This is a genomic window from Cellulomonas sp. KH9, assembly GCF_900114185.1.
GTDB lineage: Bacteria > Actinomycetota > Actinomycetes > Actinomycetales > Cellulomonadaceae > Cellulomonas.
Map to the genome: position 1 here is coordinate 540,512 of NZ_FOSE01000004.1, position 17,958 is coordinate 558,469.

The window sequence follows — 17,958 nt, forward strand, 5'->3', positions numbered from 1 at the left end:
CGGCGGGCGTCAGCCCACGCCGAGCACGAACGGCAGCACCTCGGTCGCGCCCGCCCGCCGCAGCAGCCGCCCCGTCACGGTGAGCGTCCAGCCGGTGTCGGTGCGGTCGTCCACCAGCAGCACGCGCCGGCCGTCGACCGCAGCCGCGACGTCGGGCGGCAGGTCGACGTGCCGCAGCACGTCCGCCAGGCGCTGCGCAGAGTTCACGTCGTGCCGCGAGGGCGTGCCCGTCGGCAGCAGCGCGCCGACCAGCGGCACGCCGAGCAGCCGCGCCGTCCCGGCCGCCAGGTGCTCGACGAGAGCGCCGCGGCTCTCCGACGCGACGGCCACGACGACGTCCACCGGGGGCGCCCACGCGTCGAGCACGGTGCGCACGGCGGCCCGCAGGTTCACCGGGAGCTCGGTGGGCACCTGCTCGCGCAGCGCCTCGCGCAGCGGTCCGCCCCACCCGAGCGCGTCGAGCCGGCCGACGGCACGCCCCTCGGCCACCTGCTCGCCCGGTGCGATCCGTCCCTTGAGGTCCAGACCGAGCGAGCCGAGACCGCTGGGCCACTGCCGACGGGCGGTCACGGGCTCACCGGGCACCGCCAGCAGCTCGCGCGCGTGCTCGACCGCGCCGGCGTCGGGCACGGCCCCGACACTCGTCCCCGTGCACCGGTCGCAGCGGTCGCAGCGCCAGCCGTCGGGCAGGTCCGGGTCGTCGAGCGCCGCCCGCAGGAACGCCATCCGGCAGCCCTCGGTGGCCTGGTAGTCCAGCATCGTGCGCTGCTCGGCCCGCCGCGCGGCGGTGACGCGGGCGTACCGCTCGCCGTCGTACGCCCACGGCTGCCCGGTCGACTCCCACCCGCCGCGCACGCGCCGCACGGCACCGTCGACGTCGAGGACCTTGAGCATGCCCTCGAGGCGGCTGCGGCGCAGGCTGACGAACGTCTCCAGGGCGGCGGTCGAGAGCGTGCCCTGCGCGTCGAGCGCCGCGAGCGTCGCGCGCACCTGGTCCTCCGGCGGGAACGCGGTCGAGGCGAACCACTCCCAGATCGCCTGGTCGTCGTGCCCGGGCAGCAGCACGACGTCGGCGCGGGCCGTCGCACGGCCCGCACGGCCGACCTGCTGGTAGTACGCGATGGGGGAGGACGGCGCACCCACGTGGACGACGAAGCCGAGGTCGGGCTTGTCGTAGCCCATGCCCAGGGCTGACGTCGCGACGAGCGCCTTCACGCGGTTGGCGAGCAGGTCGGCCTCGGCCTGCTCCCGCTCGGTCGGGTCGGTCTGGCCGGTGTAGGACCGGACGTCGAGCCCGGCCGCGCGCAGGTGCTCGGTCACCTGCTCCACGGCGGCGATCGTCAGGCAGTAGATGATCCCGGAGCCGGTCAACGTCGGCAGCGTCGACGCGAGCCACGCGAGGCGGGTCGCGACGTCGGGCAGCGCCGTCACCTGCAGCCGCAGGCTCGGCCGGTCGAGCGTGCCGCGCAGGACCAGGGTGCCCTCGCCCGGCGCGCCGTCGGCGTCCGTGACGGCGAGCTGCTCGGCGACGTCCGCCGTGACGCGCGCGTTGGCGGTGGCCGTGGTGGCGAGCACCGGCACCCCGGCGGGCAGGTCGGCCAGCAGCGTGCCGATGCGCCGGTAGTCGGGCCGGAAGTCGTGGCCCCAGTCGGACACGCAGTGGGCCTCGTCCACGACGACGAGCCCGGCGTCGGACGCGAGCCGCGGCAGCACCTCGTCGCGGAACCCGGGGTTGTTGAGGCGCTCGGGGGACACGAGCAGCACGTCGACCTCGCCGGCGGCGATGCGCGCGTGCACGTCGTCCCAGTCCTGCTGGTTGGCCGAGTTGAGCGTCTCGGCGGCGATGCCGGCGCGCCGGGCCGCGTCGACCTGGTTGCGCATGAGCGCGAGCAGCGGCGACACGATGATCGTGGCGCCGCGCGGCGGCCCCGCGGCGCCCCGACGCAGCAGCGCGGTCGCGACGAAGTAGACGGCGGACTTGCCCCACCCGGTGCGCTGCACGACCAGCACCCGCCGACGGTCGGCGACCAGGGCCTCGACCGCCTGCCACTGGTCCTCGTGCAGGTGCGCGTCGTCGCGTCCGACGAGGGCCCGCAGCACCTCCTCCGCCTGCGCGCGCAGCGCGACCCGGTCGACGGCGGTGGCGGTGTCCGGCGCAGGGGTGGGCATGTCCGGCAGCGTACGTCGCGACGCCGACACGACCGGTGGGCGGGCGCCGGGCCGGTGCATGCGGCACGGAACCTAGACTCGGGGACGTGACCGCCGCTCCCGACCTGTCGCCCGGCACGCTGCCGCTGCGCCCCGAGCTCGTCGGCATCGAGCCGTACGGTGCCCCGCAGCTCGACGTCCCGGTGCTGCTCAACGTCAACGAGAACCCGTACGCCCCGTCCGACCGCGTCGTCGCCGACGTGGCCGCCGCGGTCGCCGACGCGACCCGCGGGCTCAACCGGTACCCGGACCGCGACTTCGCGGCGCTGCGTGCCGACCTCGCCGCGTACCTCGAGGTCGAGTCGGGTGTGCACCGCGAGCCCGAGCAGATGTGGGCGGCGAACGGCTCGAACGAGATCATGCTGCACGTCCTGCAGGCCTTCGGCGGGCCCGGGCGCACGGCGCTGTCGTTCGCCCCGACGTACTCGATGTACCCGGAGTACGCCCGCGGCACGTCGACCGCCTGGGTCACGGGCCGCCGCGCGGCGGACTTCACGATCGACCCGGGGCACGCGCGCGCGACGGTCGCGGCGCACGCGCCGAGCGTCGTGCTGCTGGCGAGCCCGAACAACCCGACCGGCACGGCGCTGCCGCCGGACACCGTCCGCGCGGTGCTCGACGCGGCCGCCGAGGTGCCCGGCGGGTGCGTCGTGGTCGTCGACGAGGCGTACGGCGAGTTCCGCCGCGCGGGCACGCCGTCGGCCCTCGAGCTGCTGGACGACCACCCGCACCTGGCCGTCAGCCGCACCATGTCCAAGGCCTTCGGCCTGGCGGGAGCCCGCGTCGGGTACCTGTCGGCCTCCCGTGAGCTCGTGGACGCGCTGCGTGTCGTGCGGCTGCCGTACCACCTGTCGGCCGTCACGCAGGCGGTGGCCCGTGCCGCGCTGCGCCACGCCCCCGAGCTGATGGCCCAGGTGGGGTCGCTGCGCGCCGAGCGGGACGCCCTGGTGACGTGGCTGCGGGACCAGGGGTTCACGGCCGCCGACTCGGACGCGAACTTCGTGCTGTTCGGCATGTTCGACGACCGCGAGGCGGTCTGGCAGGGTCTGCTCGACCGCGGTGTGCTCGTGCGCGTCACGGGCCCCGAGGGATGGCTCCGGGTGTCGGTCGGCACCCCGGCGGAGACGGCGGCGTTCAAGGACGCCCTGGTGGAGGTGGCGGGACGATGAGTGAGGCACGCCGGCGCACGGCGCGCATCGAGCGCAGCACCAGCGAGTCCAGCGTGCTGGTCGAGCTCGACCTCGACGGCACGGGACGCACGCAGATCGACACGGGTGTGCCGTTCTACGACCACATGCTCACGGCCCTGGGCAAGCACTCGCTCATCGACCTGACCGTGCAGGCCACGGGCGACACGCACATCGACGCCCACCACACCGTCGAGGACACCGCGATCGTGCTCGGCCAGGCGCTGCGCGAGGCGCTCGGCGACAAGCGGGGCATCTCCCGCTACGGCGACGCGACCGTCCCCCTCGACGAGGCCCTCGCCCAGGCGGTCGTCGACGTGTCGGGCCGCCCGTACCTGGTCCACACCGGGGAGCCCCCGGGGCAGGAGTACCACCTGATCGGTGGCCACTTCACGGGGTCGCTGACGTCGCACGTGCTCGAGTCGATCGCGCACCACGCGGCGTTCACCGTGCACGTCCGCGTGCTCGCCGGGCGCGACCCGCACCACATCGTCGAGGCGCAGTTCAAGGCGCTGGCCCGCGCGCTGCGCGCGGCCGTCGCCCTCGACCCGCGGGTCGACGGCATCCCGTCGACGAAGGGCGCGCTGTGAGCGAGGACGACCTCGACGGCATCGAGATCCCGGACGACCTGTCGGCGCTGACCGCGGCGCCGACGCCCACCGTCGCCGTCGTCGTGACGCAGGTCGCGGTCGCGCCGGCGCTCGCGGCCGCCTGCTCGCTGGCGGGCGTGGACGTGGACGCGGTGCCGTCGCCCGTGGGCGCGCTCGCGGTGCTGCGCGACCCCGCGGCAGGCGTCCCCGCGGCCGGTGCCGTGTCCCGGCTGCTGCGCCAGGTCCCCGTCGTGCTGCTGGAGCGCCGCGCGGGCAAGGTCGCGGCGTCGCAGTGGGTGGGCGGCGAGCACGAGAAGGACCTGCCCGCCGGCCTGGTGCTGTCCGGGGCTCCCGAGGTCCTCGAGGAGCTGCTGCTGGGAGACCTGCCGGCCGGCGAGGTCGAGGGCGTGGTGTCGTCCGTCGGCATGTCGCGCTGGAAGGCGATGCGGCTGCTGGCCGCGCACCGGCGCTGACGGGTCGCCGGGCGGCCGTCCGGTCGTCGGACGACCGCCCGGGGGCGCGTCCCGGCGCGGTTACCCTGGGGTCGTGTCTCCCCGTGTTGTCGTCCTGGACTACGGCTTCGGGAACGTGCGCTCCGCGGTGCGGGCGCTCGCCCGGGTCGGTGCCGACGTCGAGCTGACCGCCGACAAGCAGGCGGCCCTCGACGCCGACGGTCTCGTCGTTCCCGGCGTCGGCGCGTTCGCCGCCTGCATGGAGGGTCTGCGCGCCGTCGGCGGCGACCAGATCGTCGACCGCCGGCTGGCCGGCGGCCGCCCGGTGCTCGGCATCTGCGTCGGCATGCAGGTGATGTTCGCCGAGGGCGTCGAGCACGGGGTGCGTACCGAGGGCCTGGGTCAGTGGCCCGGTGTGGTCGACCGCCTCGAGGCCGACGTCGTGCCGCACATGGGCTGGGCGGACGTCGACGCTCCCGAGGACTCCGTCCTGCTGGACGGGCTCGACGGTGAGCGCTTCTACTTCGTGCACTCGTACGCCGCCCGCTCCTTCCCGCTGGCCGACGCGCCCCCGGCGGGCGAGCACCCGCTGCCCGCCCCGCGGGTGACGTGGGCCGACCACGGCGGCCGGTTCGTCGCCGCGGTGGAGAACGGGCCGCTGTCGGCCACCCAGTTCCACCCCGAGAAGTCCGGCGACGCCGGCGCGGAGCTGCTGTCCCACTGGGTCGGCTCGCTGCGCTGAGCACGTCACCGCACGTCACCGCACGTCACCGCACCGGCCCGTCGGAGGTCCGGGGCGGCCCCACCTGGAGAGGACCCATGACTCCCACGCGTGAGCCCCGGCTCGAGCTGCTGCCCGCCGTCGACGTCGCCGACGGCCAGGCCGTCCGCCTCGTGCAGGGCGAGGCCGGCTCGGAGACGGCGTACGGCGACCCGCTGACCGCCGCGCTCGACTGGTACGCGGGCGGGGCGGAGTGGATCCACCTGGTGGACCTGGACGCCGCCTTCGGCCGCGGCACCAACGCGGTCCTGCTCGGCAAGGTGGCCGCCGACCTGGCGGCCAAGGGAGTCAAGGTCGAGCTGTCCGGCGGCATCCGCGACGACGCGTCGCTCGAGCGCGCACTGGCGACCGGGGCGACCCGGGTCAACCTCGGGACGGCCGCGCTCGAGGACCCGGAGTGGACCGCGGGCGTCATCGCCTCGCACGGCGAGCAGATCGCCGTGGGGCTCGACGTGCGCGGCACCACGCTCGCGGCGCGCGGGTGGACCCAGGAGGGCGGCGACCTGTGGGAGGTGCTCGCGCGCCTCGACGCCGCGGGCTGCTCGCGCTACGTCGTCACCGACGTGACCAAGGACGGCACGCTCCGCGGACCCAACCTGGACCTGCTCCGTGAGGTGTGCGCCCGCACGTCCGCGCCCGTCGTGGCGTCGGGCGGCATCTCCAGCCTCGAGGACATCCACGCCCTGCGCGGGCTCGTCGGGGTCGGCGTCGAGGGCGCGATCGTCGGCAAGGCGCTCTACGCGGGTGCGTTCACGCTGCCGCAGGCGCTGGACGTCGCCGGGCGCCCGTGAGGGGTCGGGAGCTGCCGCCGTCGTCGCCGTTCGCCGGTGACGACGGGTCGGCCGACGCCGGGCTGGCGGCCGTGCTCGCGCGCTACGCCGCCGACGACGCCGCGCTCGCCGACGTCGTGGCGGCGCTCGCGGGTACCCGCGTGCTCGTGCCCGTGCTGGCCGAGCTCGAGGTGGCCGACGTCGTCGAGCACGACGGCCGGGCCCACACCGTCGACAAGGAGGCGTCCGCCGGCATCGTCGCGCTGCGCACGCCGGACGGCCGCACCGCGCTGCCGGTGTTCACCGGCGTCGAGGCGATGACCCGCTGGCGGGCCGACGCCCGGCCGGTGCCCACCGCCGTCGCCCGCGCGGCGCTCTCGGCGGTCGCCGAGGGCTGGGAGGTGATGGTGCTGGACGCCGCCGGCCCCGTGACCGTCGCGCTGCCGCGCACGGCGGTCTACGCGCTGGCGCAGGGACTGGCCTGGCAGCCCGCCGTGCAGGACGGACAGGTCGACGAGGAGGTGCGCACCGCGGTGCGGGCCGCCCTCGCGGACGTCCGGCTCGTCGTCGACGCGGAGGCCGTGCCGGGCACCCGGGCGGAGGTCGCCGTCCGGCTCGCGCTGCCGGCCGGCCTGGACCGCGCCGCGCTCGACCGTGTGCTCGCCCAGGTCAACGACGCGCTCGCGCACGACCCCGTGGTCGCAGCGCGCGTGGACTCCCTCGAGCTCCGGGTCCGCGCGGCCTGAACACCACACCGCGGAGCGGGGCGCAGGTCCGCACGGCGCTCCGCTCTGCACGGCTGTCCCGCGGACGCCCGGCAGGCGCGCGCGACGTCCTGCTCAGCGACGGCGGACGGCCCAGGCGACGGCCCACGCGCTCGCCACCACGGCGGCCACGACCTGACCGCCGAGGATCACGCGGTTGAGGTCGAGGGTCGGCTGCCAGCGGGCCCCGTGGTCGTCCACGACGAAGACGCCGAGCGGCGTCACGTGCGTCGCGAACCCGCCCCCGCCGCCGTCCCCGGTGCCGTGCGCGACGTGTCCCGTGCCTCGGGTGCCGTCGTCGGCGCCGTCCGCGGGTGCCATGTCCCCGCCGCCGCCGCCCGCCCCGGAGCCGGTCAGGCCCGTGACGCGGGCGACCGGCACCACCAGGCGGCCGTCGCGCTCGTACGCCTCGCCGAACACCCGGCGCACCGTGAACGTGTCCTCCGCCGCCCGGGTCAGGGTGCCCGGGTCGAACCTGCGCTCCGTCATGTCGTGCCGTCCCGTCGTCATCGTGGACCGGCCCGCGCTCACCCGCAGGTCGGGGCCGGCGCGAACGCCGTGTCGTCGTCCAGCATGGCGCGCAACGTGCTCACGGGCACCAGAAAGCTCATCCCGTCCGTGTTCTTCGCGTACACGACGCCGATCACGCGGCCGTCCGCGTCCAGCGCGGCCGACCCCGAGCTGCCGGGCTCGACCGGGGCGTCGGTGACGAGCACCTCGCCGAGGTTGGCGTGCAGCGGGTCGGTCACCGCGGCGAAGACCCGGCCGTCCGTGACGGTCAGCTGCCGCCCCAGCGGGTACCCCACGACGGTCACCGGGTCGCCGACCTGGGGGTCGGCCTCCGCCAGGACGGGCGCCGCGGGCAGTGCGTCGACCGTGCGGACGATCGCCAGGTCCGCCAGCCCGGCCGTGCTCGCGGCCTCGGCGGCCACGTCGCGCCCGTCGTAGGTGCTCAGCTGGAGCTCGGCCGAGTCCGCGACCACGTGCCGGTTGGTGACCAGCGTGTGCTCGTCGAGCGCGAAGCCCGACCCGGTCGACAGGCCGCCGCAGCCGATGTTGCGGATCCGGACCGCCATCCGCTGCGCGGCGTCGAAGCCGTCGGGGGACAGCTGGGACCCGGCGGCGTCCACGGGCGGCACCTGGACGGCCGTGGGCACGACGCTCGTCGGCACGGGGGCCGGGGGATCGGGCAGGGCAGCGCACCCGCCGACGACCGGCAGCACCGTGACCAGCGCGGCCACGGGTGCGAGCGTCCGCGTGCGGTGCGGCGTCCTCACCGGGACAGCTCGCTCTGCAGCGAGGCGTTCGCGTCGGAGGCGGCGCCGCAGACGCGCTCGACGTCCGCGCGGAACCGGGCGACGTCGGCCGCGTCGTACGACGCGGCGTCCTGCAGGTAGCCGATCAGCCGCTCCTGACCGTCGACGCACGTGGCCAGCGCGGTGGCGACCCGTCCGGCCGCCTGCGAGATGCGCTCCTGGTAGTCGGCGAGCTGCTGCTGCGCGGCCGTGGTGTCACCGAGCTGCGCCTTCTCGTCGGCCAGCTCGGTGATGCGGGCCTGGGCGGTGGCCAGCTGGGCGCGGGTGGCGTCGAGCTCGCCCGTCGCGGCCTCGAGCTCCGCCTGCGTCTGCGCGAGCTGCTCGCCGTGGGTGCGCGCCAGGGCCTCCCACTCGGCGGCGGACTCCTCCCAGGCGGCCGTGGTCTCCCACAGACGCCAGCCGACCACGCCGGCCGTCGCCAGCACCGCGACCAGGAGCAGCGTGAGCACCGTGGTCGCACGGCGGCCCCGCGGCGGCTCCGTCGGCGCCGGGGCTGTGCGGCGGCCGGCCGCGACGGGCTCGGGCCCGGCCCAGCCCGGCGGCAGGGGGGCGGTCGGCGTCGACGCCCACGGCTCGGGGTGGTGGTGCCCGGGGTCGGGTGTCGGGCCGCTCGGTCCGGTCATCGCCCCAGGATAGGGCGGCGTCGCGAGGACCACGGCGACCCGGTGCGGACGACCCCGGGCCTGCGTCCGGGAGTGTGACGCGCCTCGCCCGTGCCGCACCGGACCATCCGGGCATCACGGGCGCGGGCCGGACGGGCGGCCGCGCGCACCGTGTCAGCATGGTCGATCGTGCGTTCCGCCTACTCCGACGTCCTGCGCCTGCCCGGTGTGGCGCGGTTGTTCCTCATCGGGCTGGTCGCCCGCGTCCCGCACGCCATGTCCGGGGTCGTGCTCACGCTGCACGTCGTCGGGGCGCTCGACGAGGGCTACGGACGCGCCGGTGTCGTGGCCGCGTCCCTCACCGTCGGCCTCGCCGTGGGTGCCCCGTGGCGGGGACGGCTCGTCGACCGGATCGGGCTGCGGCGCGCGGTCCTGCCGTCGGTCGTCGTGGAGTCGGCGGTGTGGCTGGCCGCCCCGCACCTGGACTACGCGGCCCTCGTCGCGGTGGTGTTCGTCGCTGGCCTCTTCCTCGTCCCGGTGTTCTCGGTCGTGCGGCAGTCGTTGTCCGTGCTCGTGCCGCCCGCGCAGCAGAAGGCGGCGTTCGCGCTCGACTCCGTGATGACGGAGCTGACCTTCATGCTCGGCCCCGTGCTCGGGGTGCTGCTGGTGACCGGCGGCTCGAGCGCGCTGGCGCTGACGGTGGTGGGCGTCGCCACCGTCGGCGGGGGCGCCCTGCTGCTGTGGGCCGACCCCCCGACGCGGTCGGCCGTGAGCCCGGCCGACGCCCCCGTGGGGCGGGTCGTGACGCCCCGGCTGCTGGTCGTGCTGCTCGCGGCGGTCGCCGCGGCCTTCGTCATCGTGGGGACGGACGTGTCCCTCGTCGCGGCGCTCAACGACGCCGGACGCCCGCAGGACGTGGGCTGGATGGTCGCGCTGTGGGCGGGCGGGTCGCTGGTGGGCGGGCTCCTGCACGGCATCAGCCCGCGGCAGCCCGCACCGCTCGTGCTGGTGGCGCTGCTCGCGCTCGCCACCCTGCCGGCCGCGTTCGCCGACGGCCGCGGGGCGCTCGCGGCTGCCGTCGTCATCGCCGGCCTGCCCTGCGCGCCCGTCCTCGCGTCGATCAACGCCACCCTCGTGCGCCTGGTGCCCGAGGAGCGTCGCGGCGAGGTCATGGGGTGGGGCGGGACCATGCAGACGGTCGGCAACGCGCTGGGCGCACCCCTGTGCGGGGTCGTCATCGACCGCGCCGGCGCGGGCGCGGGGTTCGCGACCGCGGCGGTCGTCGGCGGCGCCGTGGCCGCCGTGGGCCTCGTCGTGGTCGCGCTCGCCGGGCGGCGGCGTGCACGGGACGGCTCCGCCCCCGTGGTGGCGGAGGGCCTCACCGCGCCGGTGCGGGACCCGCTCGAGGACCCCGCGTGGCGCTGACCCGACCGGAGGGCACCGGCGGGTCGCCGGTGCCCTCCGGTGTCAGGACACCGGGCCGGTGAACGACTCGCCCGGGCCCTCGCCGGGCGCGTCGGGGAACGGCGACGCCTCACGGAACGCGAGCTGCAGCGAGCGCAGGCCGTCGCGCAGCGATCGGGCGTGCTGGTTGCCGATGTCGGGCGCCGAGGTCACCACGAGCGCCGCGAGGGCGGTGATGAGCTTGCGCGCCTCGTCGAGGTCGCGGTGCCGCGACCCGGGCCCCTGCTCGTCGTCCTCCGCCAGACCGCACTTCACGGCCGCGGCGCTCATGAGGTGGACCGCGGCGGCGGTGATCACCTCGACGGCGGCGACGTCGGCGATGTCGCGGACGGCCTGGGTCGTGGGGTCGGTGGCCGCGTCGTCGGCGTGCGTGTGGCTCATGCGTCGATCCTCTCACCGGGCGCCCGGTACCCCGCCCGCACGCACGACGGCCCCGCACCCGGTGGGGTGCGGGGCCGTCGTGGTGGACGGGTGCGTCAGGCGACCGGGACGCTCGCGGTGCCGGGCTCGCCCGTCTCCACGGGAGCGTCGAGGGCCGTCAGGCGCTCGCGCAGCGCCTGGCCGAGGCCGGCGTCGACGTTGGTCCAGTACTGGATGGCGCGCTCACGCACGTCCGAGCGCTTCACGCCGCCGACGTGACCCGTGATCGTGTCGAGGAACCGGGCGCGTGCCGCGTCGTCGAAGACCTCGCGGTAGAGCGTGCCCGCCTGGCCGAAGTCGTCGTCCTCGGGGTGCAGGGTCGCCGCCGTGCGCACGAGCGCACCGTCGGACTCCCAGCCGCCCTCGCCCGCCCGGGCCGGGTCGGCCGCCGGGCCGCCGACCGAGTTGGGCGCGTAGACCGGCGTGGTCGCCGAGGAGAAGGTGTACCGCGCGGCGCCGTCCTGCGAGTACGAGTGCACGGGCGACTTCGGCGCGTTCACCGGCAGCTGCGCGTGGTTGGTGCCCACGCGGTACCGGTGCGCGTCGGCGTAGGAGAAGATCCGCGCGAGCAGCATCTTGTCCGGGCTGGCCGCGATGCCGGGCACGAAGTTGCTCGGCGCGAACGTCGCCTGCTCGATCTGCGCGAAGTAGTTCTCCGGGTTGCGGTTGAGCTCCATCACGCCGACCTCGATCAGCGGGTAGTCGCCGTGCGGCCACACCTTGGTGAGGTCGAACGGGTTGAACCGGTACTCCGCCGCGTCCGCGTACGGCATGACCTGGACGCTGAGCGTCCAGCGCGGGAAGTCGCCGGCCTCGATGTGCTCGTACAGGTCGCGGATGTGGTGGTCGGCGTCCGAGCCGGCCAGCTGCGCGGCGACCTCGGCCGGCATGTTCTCGATGCCCTGCTGGGTCTTGAAGTGGTACTTGACCCAGAAGCGCTCACCGGCGGCGTTGATCCACTGGTAGGTGTGCGAGCCGAACCCGTCCATGTTCCGCCACGTGGCCGGGATGCCCCGGTCGCCCATGAGCCACGTCACCTGGTGCGCCGACTCCGGGGACAGCGTCCAGAAGTCCCACTGCATGTCGTTGTCGCGCAGGTGCGAGCCCGGCAGGCGCTTCTGGGAGTGGATGAAGTCGGGGAACTTGATGCCGTCGCGGATGAAGAAGACGGGGGTGTTGTTGCCGACGAGGTCGTAGTTGCCCTCGGTCGTGTAGAACTTCAGCGCGAAGCCGCGCGGGTCGCGCCACGTGTCGGGGGAGCCCTGCTCACCGGCGACCGTGGAGAAGCGCGCGAGCATCTCGGTCGTCGCGCCCGGCTGGAACACCGCGGCGCGGGTGTAGGCCGACACGTCGTTCGTCACCGTGAACGTGCCGAACGCACCGCCACCCTTGGCGTGCACGACGCGCTCGGGCACCCGCTCGCGGTTGAACTGCGCGAGCTTCTCCACCAGGTAGTGGTCGTGCAGGGCGATCGGGCCGTCGGCGCCGACGGACAGGGCGTGGGCGTCGGAGGCGACCGGTGCGCCGGAGTTGGTGGTGGTGGGCGGGACGTGGGACAAGGTGGGTTCCTCTCGTCGACCGGGCGGACGGGCCCGGCGGGGATCGTGGTGCCGGTGGGCGGCGGTGGGTCAGGCGGCCGACCGGCAGGTGGGGCACAGGCCCCAGAACGTGACCTCGGCGGACTCGACCGCGAAGCCGGACGTCGAGCTGGGGGTGAGGCACGGGGCGTGGCCGACCGCGCAGTCGACGTCGTCGAGCGCGCCGCAGCCGCGGCACACGACGTGGTGGTGGTTGTCCCCGGTGCGCCGCTCGTAGCGGGCCGGGTGGCCCGCCGGCTCGATGCGACGCAGCAGGCCTGCGTCGGCGAGCGCGTGCAGCACGTCGTAGACGGCCTGCACGGACACGTTCGGCAGCGTCGTGCGGACCTCCCGCAGCACCGCGTCGGCGTCGAGGTGCGCGCGACCGCCGAGCGCGTCGAGCACGGCGAGCCGCGGGGCGGTCACCCGAAGCCCGTGCTCACGGAGCAGGTCGGTGTCGGTCACGGGCACACTCGACCACCTTTTCTGGAACCGTTCAAGTTTCTGCAGTCGCAGGGTGTGCGGGGCGCGGCGGACCCGTCGGTCGCGCGAGGCGGCGCCGGTCGAGCGGGGTGCAGCGAGGGTGAGGCCTGCCCGTCCGGCGCCCCAGCGTGTGTGCGGCCGTCGGTCTGCTAGAGTGGTCGAGACTGATCCGCGCTGTCGCGCGCCCTCGTCCTGTCGCACGGCCCTCCGGGAGCACACCCGGGTGTCCGTGCCGGAGTCGGGGACGCACGGTGGGGTGGATGCACAAGTGGAGCTTCTCCCACCCGGCCCCGACCGTTCGGCTCGTCCGACGACAGGGGTCCGGGTCCCGGTCCGCAGGTCGACGGGTTTCGCCCCGTCGGCCGGTCGACGGCACGCCTCGTGCGTCCGTCGGTGCCGGACGAGGCCTCCGCCTGTGCCCAGGGCGGGGGCCTTCCTCGTTCCTGGAGGTCCGACACGACGAACCCGAGGAGCACCACATCAGCGAGCCCCGCATCAACGATCGGATCCGCGTCGCCGAGGTCCGACTCGTCGGACCCAACGGTGAGCAGGTCGGCATCGTGCGCCTGGAGGACGCCCTGCGTCTGGCCCAGGACGCGGACCTCGACCTGGTCGAGGTCGCACCGACCGCGCGTCCGCCCGTGTGCAAGATCATGGACTTCGGCAAGTTCAAGTACGAAGCCGACATGAAGGCGCGTGAGGCCCGGCGCAACCAGGCGAACACGATCCTCAAGGAGATCCGCTTCCGGCTGAAGATCGACCCGCACGACTACGGCACCAAGAAGGGCCACGTCGAGCGGTTCCTCAAGGCCGGCGACAAGGTCAAGGTCATGATCATGTTCCGCGGCCGCGAGCAGTCGCGCCCGGAGATGGGTGTGCGCCTGCTGCAGCGCCTCGCGGCCGACGTCTCGGAGCTCGGCTTCATCGAGAGCATGCCGAAGCAGGACGGCCGCAACATGATCATGGTGCTGGGGCCGACCAAGAAGAAGGCCGAGCAGCGCAACGAGCAGCGTCGCGCCGCCGCCCAGGCGAACCCGGAGGACGGGGAGTCCACGGCGAGCGACGAGCACGTCGAGCACATCCCGTGGCCCCCGGTCGCGACCGAGCGGCGTGCCGCGGAGCAGCAGGCGGCGCCCGCCGCACAGGCTCCCGCCGCGCCGGCTCCCGCGGCCGAGGCTCCTGCCGCGTCGGCCCCCGAGGCGTCAGCGCCGTCCGCCCCGTCCGACGCCCCGCGTCGGTCCGCGGCGCCGCGCCCGTCCTCGGCGAGCGCACCCCGGACCTCGGCACCGCGCTCGTCGGCACCGCGCACCTCGGCCCCCGCGCCGCGGAGCTCGGCACCGGCGCCGCGCACGTCGGCCCCGGCCGCGCGTCCCGCACCGGCGGCGAGCACGCCCCGCCCGCCGGCACCCGCCCCGCGCCCCGCCGCCCCGACGTCGACGCCGAACCCCGCGGCGCGACCCGGACCCCGGCCCGGTGCGACCCCGAAGCCTGCTCCGCGACCCGCTCCGCGCGCCGCGGACGGCGAGCAGTCCGGCTGACATCCGCACGGACGCGCCCACCCCGCGTCCGGACGACCCACGAGTCGCACGACCGTGCGATGCGAACGACAAGGAGACACGGCAGCCATGCCGAAGAACAAGACGCACTCCGGTGCCAAGAAGCGGTTCCGGGTCACCGGCACCGGCAAGGTCATGCGCGAGCAGGCCGGTGGTCGCCACCTGCTCGAGCACAAGTCGAGCCGCCGCACCCGCCGCATCGCCGGTGACGTCGTCGTCTCGCCCGCCGACACCCCCAAGATCAAGAAGCTGCTCGGTCGCTGACCCGCCGGCGCGTCAGCGCCCCTGGCGGAGGCATCGAGCCCCGGACAAGGCAAGGAGCATCACGTGGCACGCGTGAAGCGGGCGGTCAACGCCCAGAAGAAGCGCCGGTCGACCCTCGAGCGGGCGAGCGGCTACCGCGGGCAGCGCTCGCGGCTGTACCGCAAGGCCAAGGAGCAGGTCACCCACTCCCTGGTGTACGCCTACCGCGACCGCAAGGCGCGCAAGGGCGACTTCCGCAAGCTGTGGATCCAGCGGATCAACGCTGCGGCCCGCGAGAACGGCATGACCTACAACCGCCTGATCCAGGGCCTCAAGGCCGCCGGTGTCGAGGTGGACCGTCGCGTCCTCGCCGACCTGGCCGTCAACGACGCCGCCGCGTTCACCGCGCTGGTGCAGGTCGCCAAGTCGGCGCTCCCGGAGGACGTCAACGCGCCCCGGGCCGCCGCCTGACCCACGCGTACCGCCGGCGCCACGGCGCCGGCACCGCGCCCGGCACGCCCCCGTCGTCCTCGTGACGGCGGGGGCGTCGTCGTCCCTGCACACGGGTCGTCGACCGGACCCGGCGGACGCACGGCGCGCGCCGCCGGCGCCGTCCCCGCGCCCGCGTGCGGGGGACGGCGCCGGCAGCGGGGATGATGGGCACGTGCCCGACGAGCTGCTGACCAACCCCCGTGCCGAGCGTGTGAAGGCCGTCCGGGCCCTGGCGAGCCGCAGCGTGCGGCGGCGGTCCGGGACGTTCCTCGTCGAGGGGCCGCAGGCGGTGCGCGAGGCCGTGGGTCCCGGTGCACCGCGGGTGCACGACGTGTACCTCACGCCCGCCGCCGCCCGCCGCCACCCCGAGATCGTCGAGGGCGCGCACGGGGTGGGAGCGCGCGTACGGACCGGGACGCCCGAGGTGCTCGAGGCGATGAGCCCGGACGCCCAGGGCGTGGTGGCGGTCGTGGACCAGGTGCGGGCCGACCTCGACGACGTGCTCGCCGCGCGCCCCCGACTCGTCGCCGTCCTCGCGCACGTCCGCGACCCGGGCAACGCCGGCACCGTGCTGCGTGCGGCCGACGCGGCAGGTGCGGGCGCGGTCGTGCTCACCGCGAGCAGCGTCGACGTGCACAACCCCAAGGCCGTGCGCTCGACCGCCGGATCGCTCTTCCACCTCCCGGTGGTCAGCGGCCCCGAGCTGCCCGAGGTGGTGGCGCGGCTGCGCGCGGCGGGGCTCACGGTCCTGGCGGCCGACGGGTCGGCCCCCCACGACCTGGACGACCTGCTGGACGTGGCGGGCACGGCGCCGGCCGGGGTGCCGGACCTCGCGGCCCCGACCGCCTGGGTGTTCGGCAACGAGGCGTGGGGGCTGCGCGAGGAGGACCTCGCGCTGGCCGACGCCGCGGTGCGCGTGCCCCTGCGCGGGCGGGCCGAGTCGCTGAACCTCGCCACCGCGGCCGCCGTGTGCCTGTACGCCTCGGGGCGCGCCCAGCGCTGAGCCGCGCCGACGGCGCTGCGCACCGCCCCGCGCGGCGCGCCGGGCGCCTGGCAGGCTGGGCCCATGCGACTGTTCGCCGCGGTGTGGCCCCCCGACGACGTGCTCGACCACCTCGACCTCGCGCTCGCCGTCGTGCGGCGGGGCGCGGGCGGTCAGGACGAGGGCGTGCGCTGGTCGGCCCGGGAGACGTGGCACCTCACGGCCGCGTTCTACGGCACCCTGCCCGACGCGGCGACCGACGACCTCGCCGCCGGGCTGGTGGACGTGGCGGCCGGCGCGCGCCCCTTCGGGCTGCAGCTGCGCGGGGCGGGCGTCTTCGCGCACCGCACGCTGTGGGTCGGTGCCTCCGGCGACGTGACGGCGATGGTCGACCTCGCGGCCGGTGCCCGCGCGGTCGGGGAGGCGCACGGTGCACCGCCCGACGCGCGGGTCCGCCACCGCCCGCACCTGACGGTCGGGCGGGCGCGTGCGGGGGCACGCCCGCCGCGGCGGGGCTCCCGCGCGGTGACGGCCGCGCGCGGCGGCCGGGGGCCGGGCCGGGCGGCGGAGGCGGGACGTCGGGACCTCGCACCGGCGGAGGTGTTCGAGCAGGCGCTGGCCGTGTACGAGGGGCCGCGGTGGACGGTCGACGCCCTGACGCTGGTCGAGTCGCGGCCCGGGGCGGGCCGCGGCGGGGGACCGGCGTACACGACGGTCGGGACCTTTCCGCTCGGGGCGTGAGCCGGTGCTGTGGCAGCATGGCCGTATGCGCGCGCACCTGCTCACCCGGACATCGGGTGGTCGACGATTTCCGCGGCCCGTCCCGGGCCGCGCACGCGCGCACGCACGCTGAGGAGCGTGACCGAGGTCCACGTCCGCGCCGGACGTCGCGACCGCCCAGGGACGGGCGCCACTAGACTGCCCAGCCGGCCGACGTGCACCGCGTGACCTGTCCGCGCCGCACGGTCCGGCCGTCGCCGAACCGCCCTGGAAGGTCCTGATGACCAGCGACACACCGCTGTCCCCGCTCGACGCCGCCGGCGTCGCCGCAGCCGTCGACGCCGCCCTCGCGGCGGTCGCCGCCGCCGGCGACCTCGACGCCCTGAAGTCCGCACGCCTCGCGCACACCGGTGACACGAGCGCCCTCGCGCTCGCCAACCGGGCGATCGGCACGCTGCCCGGCCCCGACAAGGCCGCCGCGGGCAGGCTCGTGGGTCAGGCCCGCGGGCGCGTCAACGCGGCGATCGCCGCGCGCACGGCCGAGCTCGAGGCCGAGCGCGACGCGCGCGTGCTCGTCGAGGAGTCGGTCGACGTCACGCTGCCCGCCGACCGCCACCCGCTGGGTGCGCGCCACCCCCTGACGACGCTCTCGGAGCGCATCGCGGACGTGTTCGTCGCGATGGGCTGGGAGATCGCGGAGGGTCCGGAGCTCGAGGCCGAGTGGTTCAACTTCGACGCGCTCAACTTCGGCGTCGACCACCCGGCGCGCCAGATGCAGGACACGTTCTTCGTCGCGCCGCAGGACGGCGACGCGGCCGAGGACGGGTCGGGTCTCGTGCTGCGCACGCACACGTCGCCCGTGCAGGCGCGCACGATGCTCGAGCGCGGCGTGCCGGTGTACATCGCGTGCCCCGGCAAGGTGTTCCGCACCGACGCGCTCGACGCCACGCACACGCCCGTGTTCCACCAGGTCGAGGGCCTGGCGGTCGACAAGGGCCTGACGATGGCGCACCTCAAGGGCACGCTCGACCACTTCGCCCGCGCGATGTTCGGGCCCGAGGCGCGCACCCGGCTGCGTCCCTCGTTCTTCCCGTTCACCGAGCCGAGCGCCGAGATGGACCTGTGGTTCCCGCAGAAGAAGGGCGGGCCCGGGTGGATCGAGTGGGGCGGCTGCGGCATGGTCAACCCGCACGTGCTGCGCGCCTGCGGCGTGGACCCCGACGTGTACTCCGGGTACGCGTTCGGCATGGGGATCGAGCGCACCCTCATGCTCCGGCACGGCATCGCCGACATGCGCGACATGGTCGAGGGCGACGTGCGCTTCTCCCAGCAGTTCCGGACGGTGATCTGA

At 75.7% G+C, this 17,958-nt stretch carries 20 protein-coding genes; 13 read left to right on the forward strand and 7 right to left on the reverse strand.

Going from position 1 to position 17,958, the window contains the following annotated elements; genetic code table 11:
* Positions 1-9: 9 nt before the first annotated feature.
* Complete coding sequence (locus tag BMZ16_RS15405; protein ID WP_089802203.1) at positions 10-2,169, reverse strand: RecQ family ATP-dependent DNA helicase; 2,160 nt, start codon at positions 2,167-2,169, stop codon at positions 10-12.
* Positions 2,170-2,255: 86 nt separating this feature from the next.
* Between BMZ16_RS15405 and BMZ16_RS15410 the strand changes: the two genes are divergently transcribed.
* The 6 genes from BMZ16_RS15410 to BMZ16_RS15435 all read left to right on the forward strand — a co-directional run bounded on the left by BMZ16_RS15410 (position 2,256) and on the right by BMZ16_RS15435 (position 6,734).
* On the forward strand, positions 2,256-3,377 hold the full coding sequence (locus BMZ16_RS15410) for a histidinol-phosphate transaminase (RefSeq protein WP_089801977.1): 1,122 nt from the start codon (positions 2,256-2,258) through the stop codon (positions 3,375-3,377).
* Positions 3,374-3,985 carry an imidazoleglycerol-phosphate dehydratase HisB gene (hisB, locus tag BMZ16_RS15415; RefSeq protein ID WP_089801978.1) on the forward strand — a complete coding sequence of 204 codons (612 nt, stop codon included), beginning with the start codon at positions 3,374-3,376 and terminating at the stop codon, positions 3,983-3,985. The genes BMZ16_RS15410 and hisB overlap by 4 nt, the downstream gene beginning before the upstream one ends.
* Complete coding sequence (locus tag BMZ16_RS15420; RefSeq protein WP_089801980.1) at positions 3,982-4,458, forward strand: hypothetical protein; 477 nt, start codon at positions 3,982-3,984, stop codon at positions 4,456-4,458. Before hisB ends, BMZ16_RS15420 begins: the two co-directional genes overlap by 4 nt.
* Before the next feature lie 73 nt (positions 4,459-4,531).
* Positions 4,532-5,179, forward strand: coding sequence for an imidazole glycerol phosphate synthase subunit HisH (hisH, locus tag BMZ16_RS15425; protein WP_089801982.1), 648 nt, complete (start codon positions 4,532-4,534; stop codon positions 5,177-5,179).
* A 77-nt stretch (positions 5,180-5,256) separates the two neighbouring features.
* Positions 5,257-6,009 (forward strand): bifunctional 1-(5-phosphoribosyl)-5-((5-phosphoribosylamino)methylideneamino)imidazole-4-carboxamide isomerase/phosphoribosylanthranilate isomerase PriA, encoded by a 753-nt coding sequence (gene priA / locus BMZ16_RS15430; protein WP_089801984.1) that lies wholly within the window; start codon positions 5,257-5,259, stop codon positions 6,007-6,009.
* The gene (locus BMZ16_RS15435; RefSeq protein ID WP_089801986.1) at positions 6,006-6,734 is read left to right on the forward strand and encodes an SseB family protein; all 729 of its coding nucleotides are present in this window, start codon (positions 6,006-6,008) and stop codon (positions 6,732-6,734) included. Before priA ends, BMZ16_RS15435 begins: the two co-directional genes overlap by 4 nt.
* Positions 6,735-6,827: 93 nt before the next feature.
* On the opposite strand, the gene BMZ16_RS15440 is transcribed toward BMZ16_RS15435, so the two are convergent.
* Genes BMZ16_RS15440 through BMZ16_RS15450 form a run of 3 tightly spaced genes read right to left on the reverse strand, consistent with a single transcriptional unit; the run spans position 6,828 to position 8,691 of the window.
* A complete protein-coding gene (locus BMZ16_RS15440) occupies positions 6,828-7,241 on the reverse strand; it encodes a spore germination protein GerW family protein (RefSeq protein WP_143082858.1) in 414 nt (137 codons plus the stop codon).
* A gap of 38 nt (positions 7,242-7,279) precedes the next feature.
* On the reverse strand, positions 7,280-8,029 hold the full coding sequence (locus BMZ16_RS15445) for a S1C family serine protease (RefSeq protein ID WP_089801990.1): 750 nt from the start codon (positions 8,027-8,029) through the stop codon (positions 7,280-7,282).
* Entirely contained in the window at positions 8,026-8,691 is a 666-nt protein-coding gene (locus BMZ16_RS15450) for a hypothetical protein (RefSeq protein ID WP_089801992.1), read from the reverse strand. The genes BMZ16_RS15445 and BMZ16_RS15450 overlap by 4 nt, the downstream gene beginning before the upstream one ends.
* Positions 8,692-8,859: 168 nt before the next feature.
* Between BMZ16_RS15450 and BMZ16_RS15455 the strand changes: the two genes are divergently transcribed.
* Complete coding sequence (locus BMZ16_RS15455) at positions 8,860-10,095, forward strand: MFS transporter (RefSeq protein ID WP_255366727.1); 1,236 nt, start codon at positions 8,860-8,862, stop codon at positions 10,093-10,095.
* Between the two features lie 42 nt (positions 10,096-10,137).
* Here BMZ16_RS15455 and BMZ16_RS15460 read toward each other — a convergent pair whose 3' ends face one another.
* The 3 genes from BMZ16_RS15460 to BMZ16_RS15470 all read right to left on the reverse strand — a co-directional run bounded on the left by BMZ16_RS15460 (position 10,138) and on the right by BMZ16_RS15470 (position 12,596).
* Positions 10,138-10,515 carry a DUF1844 domain-containing protein gene (locus tag BMZ16_RS15460; RefSeq protein ID WP_089801994.1) on the reverse strand — a complete coding sequence of 126 codons (378 nt, stop codon included), beginning with the start codon at positions 10,513-10,515 and terminating at the stop codon, positions 10,138-10,140.
* 95 nt (positions 10,516-10,610) lie between these two features.
* The gene (locus BMZ16_RS15465; RefSeq protein WP_089801996.1) at positions 10,611-12,113 is read right to left on the reverse strand and encodes a catalase; all 1,503 of its coding nucleotides are present in this window, start codon (positions 12,111-12,113) and stop codon (positions 10,611-10,613) included.
* Positions 12,114-12,182: 69 nt separating this feature from the next.
* Positions 12,183-12,596 (reverse strand): Fur family transcriptional regulator, encoded by a 414-nt coding sequence (locus tag BMZ16_RS15470; protein ID WP_089802207.1) that lies wholly within the window; start codon positions 12,594-12,596, stop codon positions 12,183-12,185.
* Positions 12,597-13,120: 524 nt separating this feature from the next.
* On the opposite strand from BMZ16_RS15470, the gene infC reads away from it, so the two are divergent.
* From infC to pheS, 6 genes are all read left to right on the forward strand, one after another.
* Positions 13,121-14,152: a translation initiation factor IF-3 gene (infC, locus tag BMZ16_RS15475; RefSeq protein ID WP_255366744.1), complete on the forward strand. Its 1,032-nt coding sequence runs from the start codon at positions 13,121-13,123 to the stop codon at positions 14,150-14,152.
* Positions 14,153-14,239: 87 nt separating this feature from the next.
* A complete protein-coding gene (rpmI, locus tag BMZ16_RS15480; protein WP_046528208.1) occupies positions 14,240-14,434 on the forward strand; it encodes a 50S ribosomal protein L35 in 195 nt (64 codons plus the stop codon).
* 63 nt (positions 14,435-14,497) lie between these two features.
* Entirely contained in the window at positions 14,498-14,884 is a 387-nt protein-coding gene (rplT, locus tag BMZ16_RS15485; RefSeq protein ID WP_089801998.1) for a 50S ribosomal protein L20, read from the forward strand.
* A gap of 193 nt (positions 14,885-15,077) precedes the next feature.
* Positions 15,078-15,908, forward strand: a complete 831-nt coding sequence (locus BMZ16_RS15490) for a TrmH family RNA methyltransferase (RefSeq protein WP_255366728.1) — start codon at positions 15,078-15,080, stop codon at positions 15,906-15,908.
* 63 nt (positions 15,909-15,971) lie between these two features.
* Positions 15,972-16,628 (forward strand): RNA 2',3'-cyclic phosphodiesterase, encoded by a 657-nt coding sequence (gene thpR / locus BMZ16_RS15495; protein ID WP_089802000.1) that lies wholly within the window; start codon positions 15,972-15,974, stop codon positions 16,626-16,628.
* Positions 16,629-16,887: 259 nt separating this feature from the next.
* The gene (gene pheS, locus BMZ16_RS15500) at positions 16,888-17,958 is read left to right on the forward strand and encodes a phenylalanine--tRNA ligase subunit alpha (protein ID WP_089802003.1); all 1,071 of its coding nucleotides are present in this window, start codon (positions 16,888-16,890) and stop codon (positions 17,956-17,958) included.

What these genes read in the sequence shown, in the direction of transcription:
- BMZ16_RS15460 (WP_089801994.1), bottom strand. Translation starts at nt 10,515, where the DNA reads ATGAGCCACACGCACGCCGACGACGCGGCCACCGACCCCACGACCCAG.
- BMZ16_RS15405 (WP_089802203.1), bottom strand. Translation starts at nt 2,169, where the DNA reads ATGCCCACCCCTGCGCCGGACACCGCCACCGCCGTCGACCGGGTCGCG.
- rpmI (WP_046528208.1), top strand. Translation starts at nt 14,240, where the DNA reads ATGCCGAAGAACAAGACGCACTCCGGTGCCAAGAAGCGGTTCCGGGTC.
- BMZ16_RS15440 (WP_143082858.1), bottom strand. Translation starts at nt 7,241, where the DNA reads ATGACGGAGCGCAGGTTCGACCCGGGCACCCTGACCCGGGCGGCGGAG.
- hisB (WP_089801978.1), top strand. Translation starts at nt 3,374, where the DNA reads ATGAGTGAGGCACGCCGGCGCACGGCGCGCATCGAGCGCAGCACCAGC.
- pheS (WP_089802003.1), top strand. Translation starts at nt 16,888, where the DNA reads ATGACCAGCGACACACCGCTGTCCCCGCTCGACGCCGCCGGCGTCGCC.
- thpR (WP_089802000.1), top strand. Translation starts at nt 15,972, where the DNA reads ATGCGACTGTTCGCCGCGGTGTGGCCCCCCGACGACGTGCTCGACCAC.
- BMZ16_RS15450 (WP_089801992.1), bottom strand. Translation starts at nt 8,691, where the DNA reads ATGACCGGACCGAGCGGCCCGACACCCGACCCCGGGCACCACCACCCC.
- priA (WP_089801984.1), top strand. Translation starts at nt 5,257, where the DNA reads ATGACTCCCACGCGTGAGCCCCGGCTCGAGCTGCTGCCCGCCGTCGAC.